Source organism: Nocardia sp. IFM 10818 (assembly GCF_054655275.1).
In genome coordinates this window covers 6208578-6229479 of record NZ_BAAHJH010000001.1, presented here as the reverse complement: position 1 = coordinate 6229479, position 20902 = coordinate 6208578, and the positions used below count along the sequence as shown (strand labels likewise).

20 protein-coding genes are annotated in these 20902 nt (G+C 69.3%); 10 read left to right on the top strand and 10 right to left on the bottom strand.

Annotation, left to right across the window (positions count from 1 at the left end; translation table 11 throughout):
* Positions 1-295: 295 nt before the first annotated feature.
* Entirely contained in the window at positions 296-997 is a 702-nt protein-coding gene (locus tag ACYQ5L_RS29005; protein ID WP_459961405.1) for a TetR/AcrR family transcriptional regulator, read from the top strand.
* Between the two features lie 87 nt (positions 998-1084).
* Positions 1085-1975, top strand: a complete 891-nt coding sequence (locus ACYQ5L_RS29000; RefSeq protein WP_459961404.1) for an ABC transporter transmembrane domain-containing protein — start codon at positions 1085-1087, stop codon at positions 1973-1975.
* A gap of 88 nt (positions 1976-2063) precedes the next feature.
* On the opposite strand, the gene ACYQ5L_RS28995 is transcribed toward ACYQ5L_RS29000, so the two are convergent.
* Positions 2064-2855, bottom strand: a complete 792-nt coding sequence (locus ACYQ5L_RS28995; protein ID WP_459961403.1) for a hypothetical protein — start codon at positions 2853-2855, stop codon at positions 2064-2066.
* Between the two features lie 90 nt (positions 2856-2945).
* Positions 2946-3500, bottom strand: coding sequence for a lipoprotein LpqH (locus ACYQ5L_RS28990; protein WP_459961402.1), 555 nt, complete (start codon positions 3498-3500; stop codon positions 2946-2948).
* A gap of 148 nt (positions 3501-3648) precedes the next feature.
* Between ACYQ5L_RS28990 and ACYQ5L_RS28985 the strand changes: the two genes are divergently transcribed.
* The 5 genes from ACYQ5L_RS28985 to ACYQ5L_RS28965 all read left to right on the top strand — a co-directional run bounded on the left by ACYQ5L_RS28985 (position 3649) and on the right by ACYQ5L_RS28965 (position 10523).
* Positions 3649-4962 (top strand): hypothetical protein, encoded by a 1314-nt coding sequence (locus ACYQ5L_RS28985; RefSeq protein ID WP_459963575.1) that lies wholly within the window; start codon positions 3649-3651, stop codon positions 4960-4962.
* The gene (locus ACYQ5L_RS28980) at positions 4959-5981 is read left to right on the top strand and encodes a hypothetical protein (RefSeq protein ID WP_459961401.1); all 1023 of its coding nucleotides are present in this window, start codon (positions 4959-4961) and stop codon (positions 5979-5981) included. The genes ACYQ5L_RS28985 and ACYQ5L_RS28980 overlap by 4 nt, the downstream gene beginning before the upstream one ends.
* A gap of 43 nt (positions 5982-6024) precedes the next feature.
* Positions 6025-7494: a tetratricopeptide repeat protein gene (locus ACYQ5L_RS28975; protein ID WP_459963574.1), complete on the top strand. Its 1470-nt coding sequence runs from the start codon at positions 6025-6027 to the stop codon at positions 7492-7494.
* Positions 7495-7782: 288 nt separating this feature from the next.
* A complete protein-coding gene (locus ACYQ5L_RS28970) occupies positions 7783-9048 on the top strand; it encodes a CHAT domain-containing protein (RefSeq protein ID WP_459961400.1) in 1266 nt (421 codons plus the stop codon).
* Between the two features lie 197 nt (positions 9049-9245).
* Entirely contained in the window at positions 9246-10523 is a 1278-nt protein-coding gene (locus tag ACYQ5L_RS28965) for a lipase family protein (RefSeq protein ID WP_459961399.1), read from the top strand.
* A 14-nt stretch (positions 10524-10537) separates the two neighbouring features.
* Here ACYQ5L_RS28965 and ACYQ5L_RS28960 read toward each other — a convergent pair whose 3' ends face one another.
* From ACYQ5L_RS28960 to ACYQ5L_RS28945, 4 genes are all read right to left on the bottom strand, one after another.
* Positions 10538-11344, bottom strand: coding sequence for a DUF1460 domain-containing protein (locus ACYQ5L_RS28960; protein WP_459961398.1), 807 nt, complete (start codon positions 11342-11344; stop codon positions 10538-10540).
* 73 nt (positions 11345-11417) lie between these two features.
* Positions 11418-11801: a helix-turn-helix domain-containing protein gene (locus ACYQ5L_RS28955; protein ID WP_459961397.1), complete on the bottom strand. Its 384-nt coding sequence runs from the start codon at positions 11799-11801 to the stop codon at positions 11418-11420.
* A 102-nt stretch (positions 11802-11903) separates the two neighbouring features.
* Positions 11904-12593: a cation efflux transmembrane domain-containing protein gene (locus tag ACYQ5L_RS28950; RefSeq protein WP_459961396.1), complete on the bottom strand. Its 690-nt coding sequence runs from the start codon at positions 12591-12593 to the stop codon at positions 11904-11906.
* Complete coding sequence (locus ACYQ5L_RS28945; protein ID WP_459961395.1) at positions 12593-12922, bottom strand: ArsR/SmtB family transcription factor; 330 nt, start codon at positions 12920-12922, stop codon at positions 12593-12595. Before ACYQ5L_RS28945 ends, ACYQ5L_RS28950 begins: the two co-directional genes overlap by 1 nt.
* 177 nt (positions 12923-13099) lie before the next feature.
* Here ACYQ5L_RS28945 and ACYQ5L_RS28940 point away from each other — a divergent pair, with 177 nt between their 5' ends.
* Entirely contained in the window at positions 13100-14425 is a 1326-nt protein-coding gene (locus ACYQ5L_RS28940) for a serine hydrolase domain-containing protein (protein WP_459961394.1), read from the top strand.
* A 238-nt stretch (positions 14426-14663) separates the two neighbouring features.
* Here the strand turns inward: ACYQ5L_RS28940 and ACYQ5L_RS28935 are convergent, their stop codons facing one another.
* The 3 genes from ACYQ5L_RS28935 to ACYQ5L_RS28925 form a co-directional block, all read right to left on the bottom strand.
* The gene (locus ACYQ5L_RS28935) at positions 14664-16064 is read right to left on the bottom strand and encodes a DUF1254 domain-containing protein (RefSeq protein ID WP_459961393.1); all 1401 of its coding nucleotides are present in this window, start codon (positions 16062-16064) and stop codon (positions 14664-14666) included.
* Positions 16065-16168: 104 nt separating this feature from the next.
* On the bottom strand, positions 16169-16753 hold the full coding sequence (locus tag ACYQ5L_RS28930; RefSeq protein WP_459961392.1) for a TetR/AcrR family transcriptional regulator: 585 nt from the start codon (positions 16751-16753) through the stop codon (positions 16169-16171).
* A complete protein-coding gene (locus ACYQ5L_RS28925; protein WP_459961391.1) occupies positions 16750-17703 on the bottom strand; it encodes a patatin-like phospholipase family protein in 954 nt (317 codons plus the stop codon). The genes ACYQ5L_RS28930 and ACYQ5L_RS28925 overlap by 4 nt, the downstream gene beginning before the upstream one ends.
* A gap of 129 nt (positions 17704-17832) precedes the next feature.
* On the opposite strand from ACYQ5L_RS28925, the gene ACYQ5L_RS28920 reads away from it, so the two are divergent.
* Together ACYQ5L_RS28920 and ACYQ5L_RS28915 are read left to right on the top strand one after the other, a co-directional pair.
* A complete protein-coding gene (locus ACYQ5L_RS28920; protein ID WP_459961390.1) occupies positions 17833-18996 on the top strand; it encodes an acyl-CoA dehydrogenase family protein in 1164 nt (387 codons plus the stop codon).
* 9 nt (positions 18997-19005) lie between these two features.
* A complete protein-coding gene (locus tag ACYQ5L_RS28915; RefSeq protein WP_459961389.1) occupies positions 19006-20130 on the top strand; it encodes an acyl-CoA dehydrogenase family protein in 1125 nt (374 codons plus the stop codon).
* A 16-nt stretch (positions 20131-20146) separates the two neighbouring features.
* Here ACYQ5L_RS28915 and ACYQ5L_RS28910 read toward each other — a convergent pair whose 3' ends face one another.
* On the bottom strand, positions 20147-20755 hold the full coding sequence (locus ACYQ5L_RS28910) for a TetR/AcrR family transcriptional regulator (protein WP_459961388.1): 609 nt from the start codon (positions 20753-20755) through the stop codon (positions 20147-20149).
* Positions 20756-20902 lie beyond the last annotated feature (147 nt).

Sequence of the window (20902 nt, the reverse complement as noted above, 5' to 3'; positions counted from 1 at the left end):
TCTGTGGGCGCGGCCCCCGGACTCGTGTCCGCGGTCGCCGCTGTGGAGTTCGCAGTGGTAGTGTTGTCCGCCCCCGCCCGGTCGCCGGGCCGATCATTGTGCTGGTAGATCACAGTCGGATTCCTCGTTGTCCCGCGCCCGGTCAGCGGATTTCGCTCCGGCCCGAATCACCGTCGAGCCGCCCGGCCCCCACGCCCAGGTATACACCGAGATCGCCGGTGCCGCAGGCGAGTGCGGGATCGGGCTAGTGTTGGATAGGTGTTCCAATTCCTCGGCGAAAGATGAGGTCAGCGGAATGTCCAAAGCTCCCAGGCGCGCCTACCGCACCGGCTTGTCGCGCGACATGATCGTCGAGGCCGCCGTGGCGCTGACCGCGGAGCGCGGGATCGACGGGTGGAGCATGCGCGATCTCACCGGCCGGCTGGACACCTCGCTGTCGGTCATCTACCACCACGTCGGCGATCGGGGCCGGGTGTGCGCGGCGGTGGTCGACCGGATCTACGCCGACATGGCGCTGCCGATCGAGGAAACCGATTGGCGGGGACAGATTTCCGGCGTGCTGTCGCCGATGATCGACGAGCTGGCGCGCTATCCGGGAGTCGCGGCCTGGCTGCTGCGCAACGGCCCGCAGACCGAGGGCCTGGTGCCGGTCATGGAGGCGGGGGTCACCCGCATGATCGAGGCCGGATGGGGCGACGAGGCGGCCGACGCTTACTCGGTGGCCTTCAATACCTGCCTCGGATTGATCGCGCTGGGTGATCAGCCTGTCGACAGCGGCGAGACCGGGCTGACCGGCCTGCAGCGCACGATCGAAACCCATCCGCAAGCCGGGCCCGGAGCCGAGCGCATGCGAGAGTTGGCCGCACGCTTCACCGGCGATGCCGAAGCGGTCGCGGCCGCGCGCCGGGAGTATTGCCGCTATGCCCTCGACCGTGTGCTCGACGGGCTCGAGGCCCGGCTGCACGCATTGAAATCCGCAGGTTCCGCCCAGCGCTGAGCCGACCCCGCGCACCCTTGCCGGCACCGCGAACTCCGCTGTAGCCTCAAAATTAGAACAGTGATCTAATACGTCTGTGGAGAGCTCATGAGTACAGCGGTTATGGATCAGGTCCCGGTCGTCGAGGAATCGCCGCCCACCAAGGGCTCCGGACTGGGCGTGGTGCTCGCACCCGTGCGCGGGCGGTTGGCCGTGGCAGCCGGACTGCAGGCGGTCGCGGCGCTCGCCGGATTGGCTCCCTATCTCGCCGTGGTCGAGATCGCGCGCGAATTCCTCACCGGCACAACGGCCGATCGCGGTGCGGTGTGGCTGTGGGTAATGGTCGCGGTGGCCGGATTCGCACTGCGGACCGCCTGCTCGGGCGCCGCCTACACCCTCGGTCATATCGCGGATGCCGATGTCGGCCTGCGGATTCGGCGCGAGATGGCCGCGCGGCTGGGCCGGGTGCCGCTGGGCTGGTTCACCGAACGCAGCTCCGGGCGGGTGAAGCGGGCGCTGTCCGATGACGTGGCCGCGGTGCACCACGTGGTGGCCCACGCGCTCAATGATCTGGTGGCCGCGGTGATCTTCCCGGTCGTGACCCTGGTGTACCTGTTCCTGCTCGACTGGCGCCTGGCTCTGATATGCCTTGCGCCCCTGGCGCTCTGGTTCGCCATCAACGTATTCATGATGCGCGACGAGGAAGTGCAGATGCGGCGGTGGACCGCGGCGCTGGACAAGGTCAATGCCGCGGTGGTCGAGTACGTCGACGGCATCGCGGTGGTGAAGGCCTTCGGCCAGGCCGGGCGGGCGCAGGATCGCTATCGCCGCGCCGGCGACGACCTCGCCCGCTTCCTCAGCGCCTGGGCCGGGCCCATGCAGCGGCTGGAGGCCGTCACCCAGCGCGGAACCCATCACACCCTGCTCACCGAACCCGGCCGCTACCAGGACTTCTGGCGCGAACGCGAACGCGCGCGGGGCTGGCGGCTGACCGGATAGACCGAGATCCGGCCATCATCACGACCAAAGGCCGGACCCGGGGTGTACGGGTCCGGCCTTCTCGGGTGATCGGAAGATGGTGCGGGAGTTATGGAATGGACGCGTTGGCAGCCAGGACGAGCACCACCTCCTGCTCGTTCTCGGGCAGATAGCGGACCTGCACCACCCGTCCGATCTGGACCTGGGAGACCCCGACGGGCGGGAGGAACTTCTCGGTGTGGGTTTCGAAGGTGCTGCCGTCGGGGCGGGTGACCAGCAGGATCAGGTCCAGGCGGGTGTGGCCGTCGCGGATCTCGCCGGGGACCGACAGGGAGCGGACCACGGCCTGGGCGGGAATGCCGCGCTCGGCGATATCGAGCTTGGCGGGGGTGGTGAAACCCTTGCGGATCATGGCCGCGTTCATGGCCTGCTGCGCCGCCGAGGTGTCGCCGGACAGGTCGACCTCGACGCGGTCGGTGCGGCCGGGGAGGTAGCGGACCGGCAGCACCACGCCGGGGCGCAGCAGGGCCAGCTCGGTGAGCGGGACGATCATCGTGGCGTGCGAGGGGAAGGTCTTGCCGTCCGCGCCCTCGACCCGGAATTCGATGCGCACCTGCGGTTGATCATTGAGCGTGACGCCGGTGTTCCGGAAGGATTCGACCGTGCCGATGCCGATCAGGCCATCCCGGAACTCGGCGCTGTTGGCGCCGGTCAGCGCCGACAGAATGCTGTCGCCGGTGAAGGCGAAAGCGAAGGGCACCAAGGTGATCGCGATGATCGGCGGCGCCATCTGCCAGCCCGCCCAGGCGAACATGTCGTCGGAGAGCAGGATGTGCACGAAGTAGTAGCCGAAGGAGACGGCGAGAAAGGCGAGAGCAGCGGCGCGGATGCGGGTTTTCATGATGTCCTCGAAATCAGTGGTGGGAGAGCCGATGTGGTGGAGAGGGGGAATCCCGCTCATGCCGTACGGCATGAGCGGGGCGGGGCGGGATCAGCCGCCGATGATGCCGCTGCAGGCGAAGGTGATTTCGAAGGTCGAGTTCTTGGCCCCGGCCAGCGGATTGGTGAGGTCGGGCGTGCCCACGCCCTCACCGGTGACGGTGTAGGTGGTGCCGGACTTGACGACCTTGGCCGAACCGCCCGGCATGCCATTGCCGAAGCCCAGCGCGTACGGCAGGCCGTTCTCGCCGCCCTTGCTGCCGGCGATGCCGACCGCCTGCACGGTGTCGCCGGATACGGTCGCGCTCACCGCGAGCTCGCCGTAGGTGGCATTGGCGGTGTCCGTCAAGGCCAGTGCCAGCGTGCCCGCCTGCTCGACGCAGGTGGTCTCGAACTTGGCGGTGAGCGCCTTGCCGTCCACCGTGGCGGACGACTTGCCCGCCGGCTCGGCAGCGCCGGGCCCGGTGCTGCCCGGCGCCGGAGCGGCCGAGGTGGCGGCGGTGGTGGCGGGCTTGCTGCCGGAATTGTCACCGCAGCCCGTCACCAGCAGGGCGACGGCGGAGGCGGCGGCGACGGCGGCGGTCAGGCGAATCGACGTGGTGTTCATGATGGTTCCTCGTTCTGGTCCGTTCGGCTTCCCGGTGGAGCCGATGCCGGAACAGTAGGAATCGGTGATCGTCCTACCGATCCCAACTTTCGCCGCGCGCGGCACCCGGAAACTCCGCTAACCTGGGCGAATGCGACGACCGCGGGCCATGGTGCTGGATGAGGTCTGGCGCCGCCTCGACGGTGTGGACGCGCTGAGCGGACCACACGGCGGGCCACTGCGGCGCACGGTGAAGTTGATCCTGGATCCGCTGGTGATCCGGCCGGTGCAGCATCCCCTGTGCGCCGGATCGATCCTGAGCGCGGACGGGGCGACGCTGCTGGCGGCCCGGATTCACGCCGCCGCCGATGTGCTGCGCGCGACCGCCGCCTGGTTCACGCTGCTCAAGCAGACGCGGCGGGCCCTGCGCATCACCGAGGGCAATGCCCAGGATCTGTACTTCCAGCGCTGCTTCGAACTCGCCACCGTGTCCGGAATGCCGGATCTCATGCGGGATCGGGCCGCGGCCGAGGCCGCACTGCGCGAGATCCACGATCTGACCGCGGGCCGCACCACGCAGGCCCTCAAGGAATACCTGGCCGATCCGCAGCGCACGCGCGAACTAACCGCGCTCATCGGCACCGCCTGGCGGCGGCGGCCGCTCACCGACACCCCGGATCACAGTGCCGCGCTGGCCGATCTGCTGGACGCCTGCGCGGCGGGACGATTCGGCGAACCGGCCGGCGACACCGAGCTCGACGAGCTGGTGACGGCGCTGGTCGGCACCCATATCGGAATCGGGCTGTGGCAGACCGACAATGCGCAGCGGCTCGGTCTCACCCTGCATCCGCGGCCGCAGCCGCCCGCGGTCGGCGCCTCGGCATCGAAGGCGGGCCTGAGCCTGCCGTTCGACCGCACCATCCACGAGCGGGTGTTCACCGTGCTGCAGGCTTCCAGCGAACGCGCCGAGCTGCCGCCGATTCCCGAGCTCGTGACCGCCGAAATCGCGCGCGCCTGCGCGCCGTGGGCGCTGCTGGACGAATCGCTGCGGGTGGCGGCCGCCGCCGGGGTCGCGCTCGCGGTGCAATTGCGACCGGCCGACGGCTCGGCGTCGAATTCGGCGGCCGCGCGCATTGTCAATGGCCGGTGGCAGCGGGAAGCCTATGCGCTGCAGGCCCGCCGGATGACCGTGCGCGAGAACGCGCCGGAGGATGCGGGACCACTGGCCGCCATCGCCGCCGAGCTGCGGGTGCCGTGGCGGCCCTACCTACGGCGGCTGTGGCCGCGCCTGCACGGCCGGGATGTGCGCGATATGCCGGTGTTCACACCGGATGAACTGTGGGATGTGCTCGACGGCGTGGCCCGGTCGGTCATTCTCGACCACCGCCAGCGGGTGAAGAAGGCATTGGCCGCCACGGCTCCGGCCGTGGCGGGCGATCCGGGAACAACGGAACTCGATCCGATGGAATCGAGGGCAGGATGACGAATTCGACTGTGCTGATTCAGCAGTACGCCGACGGCCTGCGGGTCGTCGCCCCGCCGGGCGCGCCCACCGCGCTCGACGCCACCGCCGACGTGGACGTGATGGTCCTCGAAGTGGCGGGCGGGCATCTCACCTGGAATGTGCTGGCCGGACAGCCGATTCCGGCCGCCGTCATCCACGACACCGACCAGGCCCAGGAATGGGTGTGGGCCGTCTACGGCGAACCCGTCGCCCTCGCCCTGGACGACGGCCGCATGACCGAGCTGACGGCCGCGCCGGCGCTGCCCGCCCTGGCGGCGAGCGCCCGGCGACTCGCGTACGCGCACTGGGCATCCCAATGGTGGCCCGCCTCCACGCTGGACGGAATCCCGGCGCTCGATCCGGTCCTGCTCGATCAGGACATCGCCGCCCTCACCACCGAGTGCGAATACCTGGTCGACGGCGCCGACGCCATCGTGCCGACCGTGACCGCGCTGGTCGAATCCTTCCCCCGCGCCGCCGATTACGCCCTCGCCGCCGGTGACGAAGCCCACCCGGGGGCGCTGGTGCTGGCCCGGGGCAGCGGCGGCTGGGACTGGCGGCGCTGCCCGCCGCGCCTGCTCGACGCCTCCGAACGGGCCGTGTCCTGGCAGGTGATTCGCGATGCGGGAGTCACCACGGTCGCGGTCAGCGCCGTCGCCGCGCCCGGAGCGCCCGCCACGGTACCGGCGTACCTGCGGCCCTGGGCGCGCATCGAAACCAGTGGGGGAGAAGAGCAGACCGGATTGGAGCTCGCCGGTGGCGCGTGGACCGGGGAAGCCGTGGTGCCGTCCGCGACCGCCGTGCACGTGGACATTCACCTGCCCGGCTTCGGCGTCCCCGCCGATCCGGACCCGGCCGCGACCGAACTGCGCCGCCGGATCCGGGAATTCGCCGCCGCGCGCCTGCACCATGCGGCCGGTACCGCGACCGATGCCGAGGCTCCGGACGCGCCCTTGCTCGCCGAGATCGCGGCCGCCGCGGAGGATTCGGACTTCTGAGGTGACGGAGACGACGAGCGAGCCCGAGCCCGGCTGGGATCTGATGCGGGCCGGGGCCGACGCCATGGCGCGCGGCGATCTCGGTGCGGCCCTGCGCATCTTCGAGGATGCGGCGCGCGCGGCCACCGGAGACGTGCGGGTGGCCGCCCTGGTCAATGCCGCGGTGGTGACCGACCACTCCGGTGATCACGCCGGGGCGGTGGCCAGATTCCGGGAAGCCCTGGGGCAGATGCCCGCCCACGCACCCCGCATGCGGCCCGGGGCGTTGATCGGCCTCTCACAGGCCCTGCAACACCTCGGTGACCTGGATGCCGCCCAGGAGGTGCTCGAACAGGCCCGGACCGGGCTGGCCGCCGACGACGCCCCCGGCGATCTGCGCTTCGCCTGCGGCGTCTCGGCGACGGCCATAGCGCTGCACCGGCACCAGTGGGCGCGCGCCATCGAATTGGCGAACGAATCCCTGGACGCGGCAACGCTGTTCGCACCCGAACAAGCCGGTCATCCCTTGATGAACCTGGCCGCCGCGCATTTCGAGACCGGCCGCTGGGATCTCGCCGAGGATTTCGCGGGCCGGGCCCTCGAGGCCTTCGACGCCGCCGGCGACCTCGACGGCAGTGCCGAAACCCGCCAGAACCTCGCCCTGATGCACACCCGCAGCGGCCGTTTCGACGCAGCCGAACCACCGCTGACCGCCTCCCAGGACTACTTCGAGGCGGCCGGCCTGGCCTACCGCGCCGGAATCGGCTGGAAAGTCATGGGTTTCATCGCCGAACACCGGCAGGATGCCCGCACGGCGACCACCCGATACCGCCAGGCCCTGGAACGTTTCGAGCAGTCCGGTGCGGAAATCGACGCCGCCGACGTCCGCGTCCGCCTGGCCACCGTGGCGTGCATCGTCGGCGACCACGCCACCGGCGAGGCCGAACTGGCCGCCGCCCGCCGCACCTATGCCGACCGCGGCCTCGGCCTGCACTGCGCCCAACTCGACTTCTGGCACGCCGGCCTCCTCGAACCTCTCCTCGACAACACCCCCGCCCTCCTGCCGCGGGCGCTCGACCTCGCCGTCCCCGCGGCCCTCGCCCTCGACGCCGTCCGCTACGAACTCCCCGACGGCGCCCAGCGCGAGAACTGGAACCGCCGCATGGCCGACCCGGCCCTGCGCCTGGCCTTCCGCTACGCCCACCTGGCCGCCGACGCCCGCCTGCTCGCCGACCTCATCGAAACAATCTGCGCGGGAACCACCTTGGACCTCGACCGCCTGACCGCCCCCGGCCTCCCGTACGACACCCTCAACCCCCCAACCCCGCCCGAACCGAACCTCGCCCCCCTCCCCGCAGCCCTGCAACTCGGCACCGCCCTGGCCGCCGTCGCCGCGAGCGCGGGCCTACCGGTCACCCTCCCGCCCCGCATCGCCATCACCCCCGGCGAGCACATAGCCCTCGACGACTGGATCACCGCCGCCGAACACCGCTACGGCCGCCCACTGCGCGACAACCGAGTGATCCCCGCATGATCGGCGCAGACGGCAGCCTCCCTCGTCGTCCCGGCAGTCTCCCTCGTCGTCCCTGCGCGTTTCCTCGTCGTCCCCGCGCGTTTCCTCGTCATCCCGACATGCCGCCTCGTCATCCCGGCATGCTTTTGGCCGGGATCTCCAACGGCGCGGTGGATTCCGGCCAAAAGCGCGCCGGAATGACGAGAGACGCGCAGGAATGACGAGAGGACGCACCGGAATGGCGCGGAGAGCCCGCACCGGAATGGCGCGGAGAACCGCAGACCAGGTACTTACTCGGGAGGTCCGACGATGACTGCTGAGCAGCCCACCGCGCTGGTGCGGATGGCGGATGCCGGGGATCTGTACGTCACCTGGCGCTGGGTGGATGACAGTGCCGCGGCGGGTGTGGGCGTAGTGCCCGAGGCGCAGGCCGAGGAGGTGGTGCGGCGATTCGGGGCCGCGCTGCCCGCGCCCGGAGTGCCCGGCGGGCTCGAAGCCGCGCTCGGTACTGGCGAATTGGCTTCCTATAAGGCGGAACATGAGCTGGCGCAGGCGCTTTCGGCGGCGTTCCTGCCGTACAGGCTGGCCGAGCAGCTGCACGAGCTCTCTGTGCGGGGTGTGCGGCCGCACTTGCGTATTCAGCCGTCACCGCGGGTGGCGCAGATTCCGTGGGAGCTGATCGCCCCGGATCCCGGACTGCGGCTGGTGGATATCGCCGATGTGAGCGTGCTCGCGCCGACGGGGATCGTGCACGCGCCCGCGCGGATCGGCCGGTCCTGGGAGCGGACCCGGGAGTTGCCGGTGGTCGCCGTGCTGGACCCGCGCATTCCGGGGTTTCGCGCCGATTCCGCGCTCGGATCGGTGCTCGGCCGGATGGACTCGGCCGCGCCTCTGGCTGTGCGAGTGGCCGAGTACGCCGGTGCGGAGCGGTTGGCGCCGCGGGTGGACGATCCGGTCGCGGCCTTCCGGCGCACCGATGTGGATCGGGCGTGGCTCGGGGAAGCATTGCGGGCGGGGGCGTCTCGGCTGCTCTACGTCGGCCATGTGACGGCGGCGGCGCCGGCGTCGGGCCGGAGTGAGTCGGCCACACTGCATTTGGCGTGCACGGCGGACACCGTGGGCTTCGCACCCGCGCAGCGCGACCACCGCCCACTGTCCGCGCGGGATCTGCTGCTGGGCACGCACACGCTGTCCGATGATCCCCGCAGCGGCCCGGCGCTCTGGCCGATTCCGAGCCGGGTCGCGCTCATCGCCTGCGAGAGCGGCGGCGATCTGCGCTTCGGCGAACCGCTCGGCCTGGTGGCCGCCATGCTCACCGGGGGCGCGGAGCTTGTGACCGCGGGTCGCTGGCCGTTGCCCACCGATCTGGCCTTGCAGCGCTTCGGCGGTGCAAGGCCGGACAGCCGCCCGCTGCAGCAGGCGGTGTGCGCGATCGATGCCGCCCACGAGTCCCCGGACCCGGTCGGCGCAATGAACGACTGGCAGCGCACCCAATTGTCGATCTGGCGGGAGAACGGCGATATCGCGCATTCACCGCTGGTCTGGGCCGGGTTCGCCACCGTCGACGCGCGCTGACCGATCGGCGGAATCGCGCCGGGATTTATGCACTCGACCAAACGCGCCGCCGAAAGTCTGTCGAATTCCGGATACGGGTGACGCACGCCACGCGGTGTACTGATATCCGATTCGTATGGGCGTCAATGGCGACGCCCTCGCCGAAATGGAGACAGATGGTGAAAGCGTCGGGGCTTTGCCGATGGGTTGCGACTCCCGTGACCGCACTGTGCGTGACACTGGCGGGCGGTGGCCTCGCCGTCGCGGATCCGCTGCCGGTGTTCCCGCCGGATCAGAATCAATTGCCGCAGCTGCCGTCCGAGCCCCAGCTCTATGACGCGCTGCCGATTCCGGTTCCCGACGAGGATCCGTGGTACGACGATCCGGCGGACCTGGAATCGTATGCACCCGGCCAGATCATCCGCACCCGCTCGGTGCAGACCCGGCTGCTCGGCATTCCGTTCCCGGTCGACACCAGACAGCTGCTGTACCGCAGCGAGGACGTGCACGGAAACCCCATTGCCACCGCGACCTCGGTGATCACCCCGGGCATTCCGTGGATCGGCAGCCCGCGCCCCGTGGTCTCCTTCCAGGAGGCCATCGACTCCACCGACTCCTCCTGCAATCCGTCCTATACCTTGCAGGTCGGCACCATGAAGGAAAGCGCGCTGGCGCAATACTGGCTGGCGCAGGGCTTCGCCATCAACGTCCCCGACTTCGACGGGAAGTTCAATACCTTCAATACCTACGACGAAGGCAAGATGGTGCTGGACAGCCTCCGCGCCATGAAAAACGAACCCAGCCTGGGCCTGACCAATTCCGGCATCGCCCTCTACGGCTACTCCGGCGGCGGCTCCGGCTCCATTCGCGCCGCCGAACTCCGCCGAACCTACGCCCCCGACGTCCAACTCCTCGGCACCGCGATCGGCGGTATGCCCGCCAATCTGGTGGAGCAGGCCCGCTTCGCGATCCAGCAACAGCCCGGCCTCACCGGAATCAGCAATTTCACCATGTGGCTCGGCTTCGCCGCCTTGTCCCGGGAATACCCGGACGCCTTCAATGCCGAGGAATTGCTGACCGAGGAAGGCCAAGCCATCCTCGACGATTTCCGCAGCCGCTGCGTCCTCACCATCGCCCCCACCGGCATGTACCGCCCGATCAGCGCCTATTTCCAGCCGGGCAAATCCCTGGAGGCATCCCCGGCGGTCATGCAGGTTCTCCGGGACAACAGCCTGGGCAAGCACATCCCGGATACGCCCATTTTCTGGTGGCACGGAATCTGGGACGAGCTGATCCCCACCTCCGCGGTACTGCCGACGGTCAACGACTACTGGAACCGGGGCGCGGATCTGCGCTTCTACACCATGCCGCTACCGGAACACGTGGTGAACGCCGTCGCGGGCTGGCCGCCCGCGGTGGCCTGGACCAGCGCCGTCCTCCGCGGCCTCTCGCCCGGCCCGCGCTTCAAAGCCGATATCCCGCTGCCCGGAAACTGACGCTCGGTCCGATATCACTCGGCGCGGAGCACGACAATGCCCGGCACCGAATTCACATAGTCGAAGAACGGCGAGTCCACGACCTTGTTATTGGCGGCCAAGGACGACGCATTGCGGAACACCGGGCCGGAGGCGGTCATCGCGAACAATCCGGTGTGGGTGACATCGAGGCCGGGCAGGTCGGTGTAGGCGCCGATGAAGTCGCCATTGCGCAGCTGGCCGACCAGGTTCTGATCGACGTACCGGCTCGGGATGTAGGTGATGCCGCGCTGCACGACCGGCAGACCCGGCAGGTAGGCGCTGCCGTCACCCTTCGCATTGAGCGCCTTGTCCACCGTCACCGCGTGCGGGCTCAGCGTGGCCGTGATGTCCCTGGCATTGACCGGGGAGGTGTGCGCCCAGTCGGTGAAGAAGTGCTTGCGATGCGCGAAATCGATCTGCCCGTCGACGTACCGCTGCTGCACCACGTTCTGCACGAACTGCGCGCGATCACTCGATTTGCTCAGCGCCGCCACATAATCCAGATACGTGAAGCAATCCAGCCCTCGGAAGTCGATGACCAGCTGCTCGGGCTGATTCGCCGAGCCGACGAGCATATTGGCGACATACGGCGTGCCCAGGAACTGCCGGGAGACCACCTCGGCGAGCTCCCCTTTGCTCACGCCGCCCGCTCCCGCCCGGGCCGCCAGCGCCTCGTCGAGCTTGCGCGCCGTGGCATCGTCGAGATTCACCGTCGGCGTGGCCTGCGCCGCGGGCAGCGTCAGCGCGACGCATCCGGCCAGCGCGAGCAGGACGAACAGGAGTCGGCGAATCACGTGCACGGTACCTCCAGCGGTTCCTAGAGCGAATCCCTCGCACCCACCCTAGCCATGCCGCCCACCCGCCCGGCAAGTCTCAGCGCCAGTGCACCGCACTCGAGGTGGGGGTGCGCCCGCACAGCGCGACCATGGTGCGAATGAGATGCGGCTGGTCGGTGAAGCCGGTGCGGGCCGCGACCTCGGCGGCCGGCAGGAAGGGCAGTTGGAGACCGGCCTCGCGGAGCCGATGCCAGCGGCGGAGTTTCACCAGCGGACCGCCGAGCAGTTCGGCGGACAGCCGGCGCGGCGAGAGCCCGACGCGATCGGCCAGCTCGTCCATCTCGGCATTCTCGCCGAGCGCGTACAGCACCCGCTGGAGCCGGGGATCGACCAGCGGGGACTGCCCGAACACGGTGTGCACCGCGTGGCGCAGGCGCCCCGGATCGAAATCCGCGGTGACGCCGGTCAGCAGCCGCCGCACTTGCTCGCGCGTCAGCGCATGAATGCGCGGCGATACGCGCTGGTGTGTCCCGTGCTGCTGCGCCAGATCGGGCGGGAGTGGCGGCTCGAGACCGCGGGCTGATCAGTCGCAGCAGGCGCAGTCGTCCGCGGCCGCGGCGGCGCCGAGCGGCGGTGTGGCGCAACAGGGGTCGCCGCGCCAGGCATTCAGGCCCTCCTTGCCCGCGATGGCGGCGATGACCAGCGCGGCCAGCGGATCGGCCCACGACCATCCGAGCAGGCTGTTCAGCAGCAGACCCGCCAGCAGCACCGCCGACAGATAGGTGCACAGCAGCGTCTGCTTGGAATCGGCGACCGCCGAGGCGGAACCGAACTCGTGCCCGGCCCGGCGCTGCGCCCACGACAGCACCGGCATGACGACCAGACTCACCGCGGCCAAGGCGATTCCGATGGGGGAGTGCCGCGCTTCCCCGAGGCCGAGCAGCGACCGCACGGCGTCGACGCTCACGTACAGCGCCAGCGCGAAGAACGAGAACGCGATGACGCGCAAGGCGATTCGCTCGCGCCGCTGCGGATCGCGCGCGGAGAACTGCCAGGCCACCGCGGCCGCCGAGGACACCTCGATCACCGAGTCCAGGCCGAAACCGATGAGCGCGGTGGAGGATACGCGGGTTCCCTCGGCGAGCGCGATCATCGCCTCGACGACGTTGTAGGCGATGGTCGCGGCGACCAGCAGCCGGATGCGCCGGGCCAGCACCGCGCGCCGCCGCGGCGATGGTCCGGCGATGGACGGCATGCCCGAGGGCGCGCTCATCAGCAGCACCCGTCCGACGCGGCGTCGGGGCAGCAGTTCGGGTCCACGGCCAGCACCAGGCCGAGCAGATCCGCGAGCGCGTGGCCGATCTTCGGATCGGCCAGTTCGTAGCGGCTGCGCCGCCCTTCCGGCACCGCCACCACCAGCCCGCAACCACGCAGGCAGGCGAGGTGATTGGAGAGGATCTGCCGGGAGACGCCGATGTGATCGGCCAGGTCGGACGGATAACTCGGACCCGTGCGCAGCCGCAGCAGGATGCGGGTCCGGGTCGAGTCGGAGAGCGCATGACCGAACCGGCTGAGCGCGTCGATGTGCAGGAGCGTGTCCACGGGACAGACAGTACATCAGATTCTGTATTCAGAAAATTATGTACTCAGAAGCTGGGGAAACCGAGGTCACGGACCCGCCCCGGAAACTTTCGCCCCTGTAATTCGGGGGCTACGAATCGATAACGAGTGCCCGAGACTGCCGATGAGTCGAACGGAAGTGCGGCAGAGGAGGACTGGGTGTTTCGATGGTTGGCGGGCCTATCGGTGGCGGCGCTCGCGGCGGCGATGATGCTGGTCGTCATGCCCGCGGCGCAGGCCGCACCCGATGGGCTGAAATGGTGCGAGGTCAGCAGCGGGCGGGAGCCGCAGCGGGCGACACCCGAAGAGGTGGGCCTGGATTCGGCGGCCCTGCGCAAGGCGACCGAATTCGCCGCCGACCGCACCCGCTTCACCTTCTCGGTGTACCGCAACAACTGCCTGATCGCCGAGGGCCCGACCAATGACCGCGCCGGCGGCATGCCGTGGAACATGTGGAGCAGCACCAAGAGCGTGGTGGCCATGGTGGCCGGCATCGCGGTGGACCAGGGCCGATTGCGCGTCGACGATCCCATCGACCGCTATCTGCCCGCGGGCCTGGGTGATGCGGCGCATCGCGCGATCACCGTGCGCAGCCTGCTCACCGAGACCTCGGGCATGCAGGTCGCGGTCGCCTCGGAGGGCGTCACCGGTCTGATACAACTCGATCCGAATGTGGTGGCCCAGGCCGTCGCCATGCCGATCGCCTACGAGCAGGGCACCACGTGGCAGTACAGCCAGCGGGCCGTGGACCTGCTCGCCTATGTGGTGCAACAGGCCGTCGGAGAAGACTTTCAAGCCTTCGCGCAACGAAACCTCTTCGAGCCCTTGGGCATTCCGGAGACCGATTACTACTGGGCCCGGGACCGCAGCGGGAACACCTACGGCTACGCCCATCTCGTGCTCCCGCCCGACGACTTCGCCAAGCTGGGCCTGCTCGTCATGAACCACGGCGACTGGAACGGCACCCGGGTGATCTCGGCGGACTATCTGGCCGAGGCCACCACGACCGCCACCGCCGCCAATGACTGCTACGGCTTCCTGTTCGTGGTCAACGGCCCCGACTGCGCCTCGGGCTTTCCGGGCCTGCCCGCCGATGCGATCCAGATGTCGGGAATGATGCGCCAAGACAACATCATCGTCCCTAGCCTGGGCCTCATGGTCAGCTGGACCGGCATCACGGTCCCGGGCAGCGCGGTCAGCTTCCCGCACGAGGTGCTGCGCGCCCTGGAGGCGTCCTTCCGCGTGCCCACGCTCGCCGATCCGGGCCCCTACCAGCAGAAACCCGATATCAGCCTGGCCGATCCGCAGATTTCGAATCCGGACGCCACCTTCGCCGCTCTCGGCCTGGGCCCCATGGCCTATCCCGGTTGCGGCCTGCTGACCTGCCTCGACAAGCCGCTCGCCCCGCCCGTCTCGGACTGGCCGCCCGGCTGTTACGTCGTCGGCTGCTTCGGTTCCGATCCCGCGACGCCCGGCATCCGCTGAGCGGCCGAGTTGTGGGCCCGGCCATAGCCTCCGGCGAGGGTGAGTCGATTCACGGTGCAGGTCGTTAGCGCGCGTAACTACGGTGGAAGGCGCTTGTGCCTCCGAATCGAAAGTAGAACGCTATGCCGATCATCAACCTCGGTTCCGCCGCGCTCGACCTGGCGAACTCGGTGACCGCTCTCGCCGCCAACGTCACCTACCTGTTGAAGGCTTGGGGTCTCGCCTGAGGCGACGCCTGTCAGCGAGCAGGGGTGAGCGCCGGTGGTTTCCAGCCGCCGTCGAGCACCTCCTGCTTCGGCCCGTACAGCCGCATGGTGAGCGAGAAGTTTCCCGATTCCGGGATCGGCAGCCAATTGCCCTGGGGCACAGCGATACCCGGATCGTCGTTCTGCACCGCGATATCGACGGTGCCATCGGAATTGACCACGATCGGCACCTCGTGCCCGATGGCGTAGATGCCCGCCGCGTTGGGCACCAGATAGCTGTTCGCGTCATAGGCGGTGAGTGACCAGAAGGCGTCCACCGGCGGCAGCTGCCCCGCCGGAAAGTGCAGGCGATAGCGGACTTCCTGGCCGTTGTCATCGGCCTTGCCGAAAATGCTGGGGTACACCGCATCCTGCGCCAGATTCGCGCCCAGCCCCTGCATAGCGGTCCGGGCGCGCAGCGCGTAATTGGTGCCGTAGGCGCCCAGATCGGCGGAGAAGGTCCAGCCGTTCTCCTTCTTGGTCCTGGGATCGTCGTACTTCGGAATCTCCGATTTCGCGTGCGCGGCACCGTCGTTCAGCACCTCCGCGGCGAGCCCCGCGGTCGTCGCACCGGGTTTGATGCCGATCGTCGCGAATCGCTCCAGCGCGGGAGCATCCGCGGGCGCGGCCGGATTGGCGGCCATGAGCGCGCACATGCGATCGAAGAAGGTGGGGCCGTCCATGGCGGCGACCTGTGCGGGCGGCGGCGTCTGCCCCGGGTCCGGGACGAGCGGGCGGCCGGGGGAATCGGTTTCGCCGCGCAACCAGGCGCTCAGCGGCACCAATTTCAGCCGATCCTGTAGCTCCTGCACCCGCGGCACGTCCTCGCGGCCGTTGACCTGAATACGGCCGATTGCCCAGGCGCTATTGGTCGGCACATCCAGCCGGGTCATCCCGTCCGGCACCGGACCCGACCAGCCGGGCCCGGCCACCAGGTAGGTGTAGGGCGGGGCCTGGACCCCGGACGCCGTCCGCGGATGCAGGCTGCTCGGGTTCTGCCGGGTATTGCTCCAGGCGTCCAGGATCTGCAGCAGCCAGTACCGATCGGCCATATCGGGCACTTGCAGCACCAGCGGCCCGTCGCGCAGGTCCAGCCAGGCCTGCGAGTAGAGCGTGTCCAGATTCATCCGCACCAGCAGCCGGTCGGCCGGGGTGGGCAGGGTCGTGGAGTTCACGAACTGGTTGGTGGTGCCCAGCGCCGCATGGGTGGCGTCCATGAGCACCAGCGGGTATCCGAACGTATAGGCGTCGGCGGCAATGGCTTTCGGATCATCGGACGTGCCGCCGGACGAACTCGGTTCGTCGTCCGAGCCGCAGGCGGCCAGAGCGAGGCCCGTCACGACCGCGGCGCTCATGCCCAGCATCGCGCGCCGCGTCACCTGAGGTTCCCGCACGTCGCTCTCCATTCGTCGGATGGCTGCACCGGAGCATAGCTATGGATCGGCTATTTCGACCCGAGGCGCTTTCCGAGACGGACCGTGTTTCGAGCGGAGTCCGCTCAGGCCCGCAGCAATGCGGTCTGAACCTGGCGCAGCCGCTCGACATCGCCGCGGAATCCGGCCACGGCGTCGTTGTAGAGGAACGCCTCCCAGAGCCGCACCAGCGCGTAGGCGAGGGTGCCGCGTTCGATCGGCGGCCGATAGCCCTGCGCCTCGGCGCTTTCGATGAGCCGCTCGACCATGGCCACCGCGGCCTGGTGCACCGGACCGTCGCTGCGGGTGATCATGCGCAGCGCGGCGGTGGACTCGTTGTCGAAATAGGTGCGCAGCGAATCGTGGTCGACCAGCCACTGCACGGTGGTGTTGAGCACCTCCTCCAGGCGCTTCTCACCGGTGCTGCGGCAGCGGCGGTCGGTGTGCGCCACCATGCGTTCGAGCTGGCGGCTCAGCACCGCCCCGACGAGTCCGTCGCGCGAGCCGAACCAGCGGTAGACGCTGGCGCGGCTGACGCCGAGCTGGGTGGCGATGGCGTTCACGTCGATGCGCTGGCCGTCGACGAATACCGCGGTGGCGGCCTTCAGTACATCCTCCGGACTGGCCGAGGCCGGCCGCCCCGGTGTCCTGGTCCCCACGCCACTGCTCACGCGGAAAGCATAGGGGTCAGGAAGGGGGCCAGGGCACGGGCGGTGGCCGCGCGGCCGAGTTCCAGGGCCTGGCTCAGCACGCCGTGATCGCGAGCCACGCGCCCGATATCGGGTGCGCCGTGCGGCGGGCGGATCTGCAATACCGCCGGATCGGTCGCGTATTCGCGCTCGTCGCGCTGATAGCGATCCGAGCGCGACAGCCAGATCTCGACGGTGCCCGGCGCGTGCCGGGCCAGGAAGCGGGCGACCACGCGGCTCTCCAATCCCGAAGGCGGGCGCGAGGTTTCATTCGCCCGGCGGGTGCGCAGCACCAGCACCCGGGTGGCGCCCTGTGCGAATGCCGTTCGGATGGGCACGGATTCGGAGAGCCCGGCATCGACGTAGCGACGACCGCCGATGCGCACCGGCCGCCCGGCCAGGATCGGCAGGCAGGTGGTGGCGCGCAGCGCGGCCTGGACCGCGGGGACATCGGCGAGCCCGGAATGCAGATCCACCGCCGCACCGGTGTCGGCATCGGTGGCCATGGGGTGGAAGGTGATCGGATTGGCCAGGATGGCCGGGAAATCCATGGGCACGATGCGCTCGTAGACGGTGTGCACCAGATAGCGGGTGTCGACCACGATGCCGCCGCGCAGGGCGCGCGCGGGGGAGATGACGCGATTGATCACCTCGGGATTCCAGGCCCGGCGGGCGATTCCGGCCCGCCCGCAGAGCAGCCACGCGCCGTTGAGCGCACCGGCCGACGCCCCGTAGACGGCATCGAAACAGGTGAGCACGCCGAGTTCTTCCAGCCCGATGGCCATGCCGTGTGAATAGGCGCCGCGCGCGGAGCCGCCCTCGATGACCAGGGCCAATCGATGGCCGTCGGTGCGGCGGCCCGGCCTGCTGCCCTCCCGGTGCCGGCGGGCGACGAGGTCCCCGACGCCGAGCGTGGGGTCGCTGTTCGGCACGGATGCTCCCTTCTGTCGATCTCATCGTATAAGGGTATTTGAGACGTTGGACCTTCTATGTATCATATTCGCCATCGACGGGGTCACCGCCCGGCTGTGTCCCGGTCGAACGAAACTGGAGGTCAACGCATGCAATTGGCGCTCACCGACGACGAGCTCGCGTTCCGTGACGAGCTCCGCGCCTTCTTCCGGAACGAGATTCCGGCCGAGATCCGCAATCGCGCCCGGCACGGGCAGCACCTGAGCAGGGAGGACATCGTCACCAGTCAGCGCATCCTCAATGCGCACGGGCTGGCCGTGCCGAACTGGCCGGTCGAATGGGGCGGCCGGGACTGGACGCCGGTACAGCGCCATATCTGGCACGACGAACTGCAGCTGGCCTCGGTGCCGGAGCCGCTCACCTTCAATGCCAACATGATCGGCCCGGTAATCGCGCACTTCGGTTCGCAGGAGCTGAAGGAGCGCTTCCTGCCCGCGACCGCCAACCTCGACATCTGGTGGTGCCAGGGCTTTTCCGAGCCGGAGGCCGGTTCGGATCTGGCCTCGCTGCGCACCACCGCGGTGCGCGATGGCGACTCCTACATCGTCAACGGCCAGAAAACCTGGACCACGCTGGCGCAGCACGCCGACTGGATGTTCTGCCTGGTGCGCACCGATCCGGCGGTCAAGAAGCAGGCCGGCATCTCCATGCTGCTGTTTCCGCTGGACACCCCGGGCGTGACCGTGCGGCCCATCGAACTCATCGACGGCGGCTACGAGGTCAACGAGGTCTTCCTGGAGAACGTGCGGGTTCCGGCGAATCAGCTCGTCGGCGAGGAGAACCAGGGCTGGACCTACGCCAAGTTCCTGCTCGGCAACGAGCGCACCGGCATCGCCGCCGTCGGCCAGACCAAGGTCCGGCTGTGGCTGGCCAAGGAGCACGCCAAGCAGACCCGGCTGGGCGAGCAGACCCTGCTGGACGATCCGCTGTTCGCCGCTCGCCTGGCCGAGCTCGAAAACGAGCTGCTGGCACTGGAACTGGTGCAGCTGCGCGTGGCCGCCGGCTCCGCCGACGGCAAGCCGAATCCGGTGTCGTCCATCCTCAAGCTGCGCGGCACCGAACTCCAGCAGGCCGTCACCGAACTGCTCGTCGATATCGCCGGACCGGATTCCCTGGCCCGCGAGGACGGGTCGAACCCGGACTGGGCGCGCCGCAGTACCGCCACCTACCTGAACTACCGCAAGACATCGATCTACGGAGGATCGAACGAGGTGCAGCGCAGCATCATCGCCTCGACGATCCTCGGATTGTGAGGCAGTGCCATGGATTTCGATCTCACGACTGAACAGGAAATGCTGCGCGACACGGTGCGTGACGTGCTCGCCCGCGGCTACACCCCCGAGCGCCGCACCGAAATCGTCGGCACCGAACTGGGCTGGGACCCGCAGCTGTGGCGCACCTTCGCCGAAATCGGCCTGCTCGGACTGACTTTCGCCGAAGCGGACGGCGGCATGGGCGCGGGCCCCATCGAGGCCATGCTGGTGCTGACCGAGCTCGGCCGCCGCCTGGCGCCGGAACCGCTGCTGGACTGCGCCCTGCTGCCGGGCGGCCTCATCGCCCGCGCCGGCACCGACGCCCAGCGCAAGGAACTGCTGCCCAAGGTCGCCGAGGGCGAGCTGCGCCTGGCCTTCGCGCACGCCGAGCCCGGCCTGCGCTGGCCCGCCGCCGCGGGCGCCACCCAGGCTGTTCGCGACGGCGAGACGTGGACGCTCACCGGCCGCAAACACCCGGTCCCGCATGGCGATTGCGCCGATCTGCTGATCGTCACCGCCCAGTCGGAGAACGGCCTCGGCCTGTTCCTGGTCGATCCGGCCGGCCCCGGCGTGCGCCGCACCGGCTTCGCCACCCACGACGGGCTGCGCGGCGCGGACATCGCCTTCGACGGCGCAGCCGCCGAACCCCTCGGCGAACCCGTCGACGCCACCGATGCCGTCACCGCCGCCATTGCCATCGCCCAGGCCGCCCTGTGCGCCGAGGCCGTCGGCTGCATGGAGGAGTCCCTGCGGCTCACCGCCGAATACCTGAAGACCCGCAAGCAATTCGGCGTCCCGCTGCGCACCTTCCAGACGCTCACCCAGCGTGCCGCCGATATGTACGTCTCACTGGAACTGGCGCGCAGTATGAGCCTGTACGCCTCCATGTCCCTCGCCGACGGCATCGTCGACCCGGTCGTGGCCTCACGAGCCAAACTGCGTATCGGCCGCTCCGCCCGGCACATCGGCCAGGAGGCCATCCAGATGCACGGCGGCATCGGCATGACCGCCGAATACCCGGTCGGCCACTACACCGCGCGCCTGACCGCCATCGAGCACACCCTCGGTGACTCCAGCGACCACCTGCGCTACCTGAGCCGCTCGGTCGCCGATCATCAGATGGTGGAGATCTGAGGCGCGTCGAACCCGATCAGCGCTGAGCTCGATCCGGATCGAGCAGGGCTCGCAGCGCCCGGCCGATGGCCGCGGAGGCCGCGCGCTGCGACAGCCCGCGCCGATCGACCAGCTGATGGCGGTAGGCCCAGGTGGAGGTGGCCTCCACCAGATCGAGCAGCTCCCGGTCCTGCGTACCGTCCCGGGTCAGCTCGGGCGCGAACGCGTTCGCCAGGGCCTCGCGGATTCGCTTGTCGGTCAGCCGCATTCGCTCATCGACCGCCGGAATCGTCTTGGACTCCAGTAAGCCCAGCGGGCGGGGATTGCGCTGCGCGGTGAAGACGGCCTCGCTCTGCCGCACCACGGCGTCGATGCGCTGCTCCAGCGGCAGCGCGGGATCCGGTGCCACGAGCAGTGTCTCGACATAGTCCGATTGTGCGCTCGCGGCGGCGATGCGCAGCTCGTTCAGATCCGGAAAGTGCACGAAGACACTGCGCTCGGAGATGCCCGCCGCGGCGGCCAGCTCCTTGGCGGTCGGGTTGTACCGCCCCGCCTGCAGCGCCTCGATCAGGGCGTCGAGGATCGCCTGGCGGGTCTGCTCGGGATTGCGCCTGCGGCGGCGAGCTGTCGTGCCGTCGTCACTCATATCCGTATCCGATCACAGCGCGCCGCGGCCGGGCGAGAGCGGGTTCGCCGATCGCGCCTGCGATCACTATTGCAGTGTTACTGCAATAGAAGGTAGGGTGAGTGTCGTATCGCGAACTTTCAGCTAATCAGTGTTTGGCTGGTTCGC

Excerpts from the sequence above, each read along its gene's own strand:
- ACYQ5L_RS28950 (WP_459961396.1), bottom strand. The coding sequence starts at position 12,593 with ATGAGCGCGCCCTCGGGCATGCCGTCCATCGCCGGACCATCGCCGCGG.
- ACYQ5L_RS28975 (WP_459963574.1), top strand. The coding sequence starts at position 6,025 with ATGCGGGCCGGGGCCGACGCCATGGCGCGCGGCGATCTCGGTGCGGCC.
- ACYQ5L_RS28920 (WP_459961390.1), top strand. The coding sequence starts at position 17,833 with ATGCAATTGGCGCTCACCGACGACGAGCTCGCGTTCCGTGACGAGCTC.
- ACYQ5L_RS28995 (WP_459961403.1), bottom strand. The coding sequence starts at position 2,855 with ATGAAAACCCGCATCCGCGCCGCTGCTCTCGCCTTTCTCGCCGTCTCC.
- ACYQ5L_RS28915 (WP_459961389.1), top strand. The coding sequence starts at position 19,006 with ATGGATTTCGATCTCACGACTGAACAGGAAATGCTGCGCGACACGGTG.
- ACYQ5L_RS28980 (WP_459961401.1), top strand. The coding sequence starts at position 4,959 with ATGACGAATTCGACTGTGCTGATTCAGCAGTACGCCGACGGCCTGCGG.
- ACYQ5L_RS28970 (WP_459961400.1), top strand. The coding sequence starts at position 7,783 with ATGACTGCTGAGCAGCCCACCGCGCTGGTGCGGATGGCGGATGCCGGG.
- ACYQ5L_RS28990 (WP_459961402.1), bottom strand. The coding sequence starts at position 3,500 with ATGAACACCACGTCGATTCGCCTGACCGCCGCCGTCGCCGCCGCCTCC.
- ACYQ5L_RS28985 (WP_459963575.1), top strand. The coding sequence starts at position 3,649 with ATGGTGCTGGATGAGGTCTGGCGCCGCCTCGACGGTGTGGACGCGCTG.
- ACYQ5L_RS29005 (WP_459961405.1), top strand. The coding sequence starts at position 296 with ATGTCCAAAGCTCCCAGGCGCGCCTACCGCACCGGCTTGTCGCGCGAC.
- ACYQ5L_RS28910 (WP_459961388.1), bottom strand. The coding sequence starts at position 20,755 with ATGAGTGACGACGGCACGACAGCTCGCCGCCGCAGGCGCAATCCCGAG.
- ACYQ5L_RS29000 (WP_459961404.1), top strand. The coding sequence starts at position 1,085 with ATGAGTACAGCGGTTATGGATCAGGTCCCGGTCGTCGAGGAATCGCCG.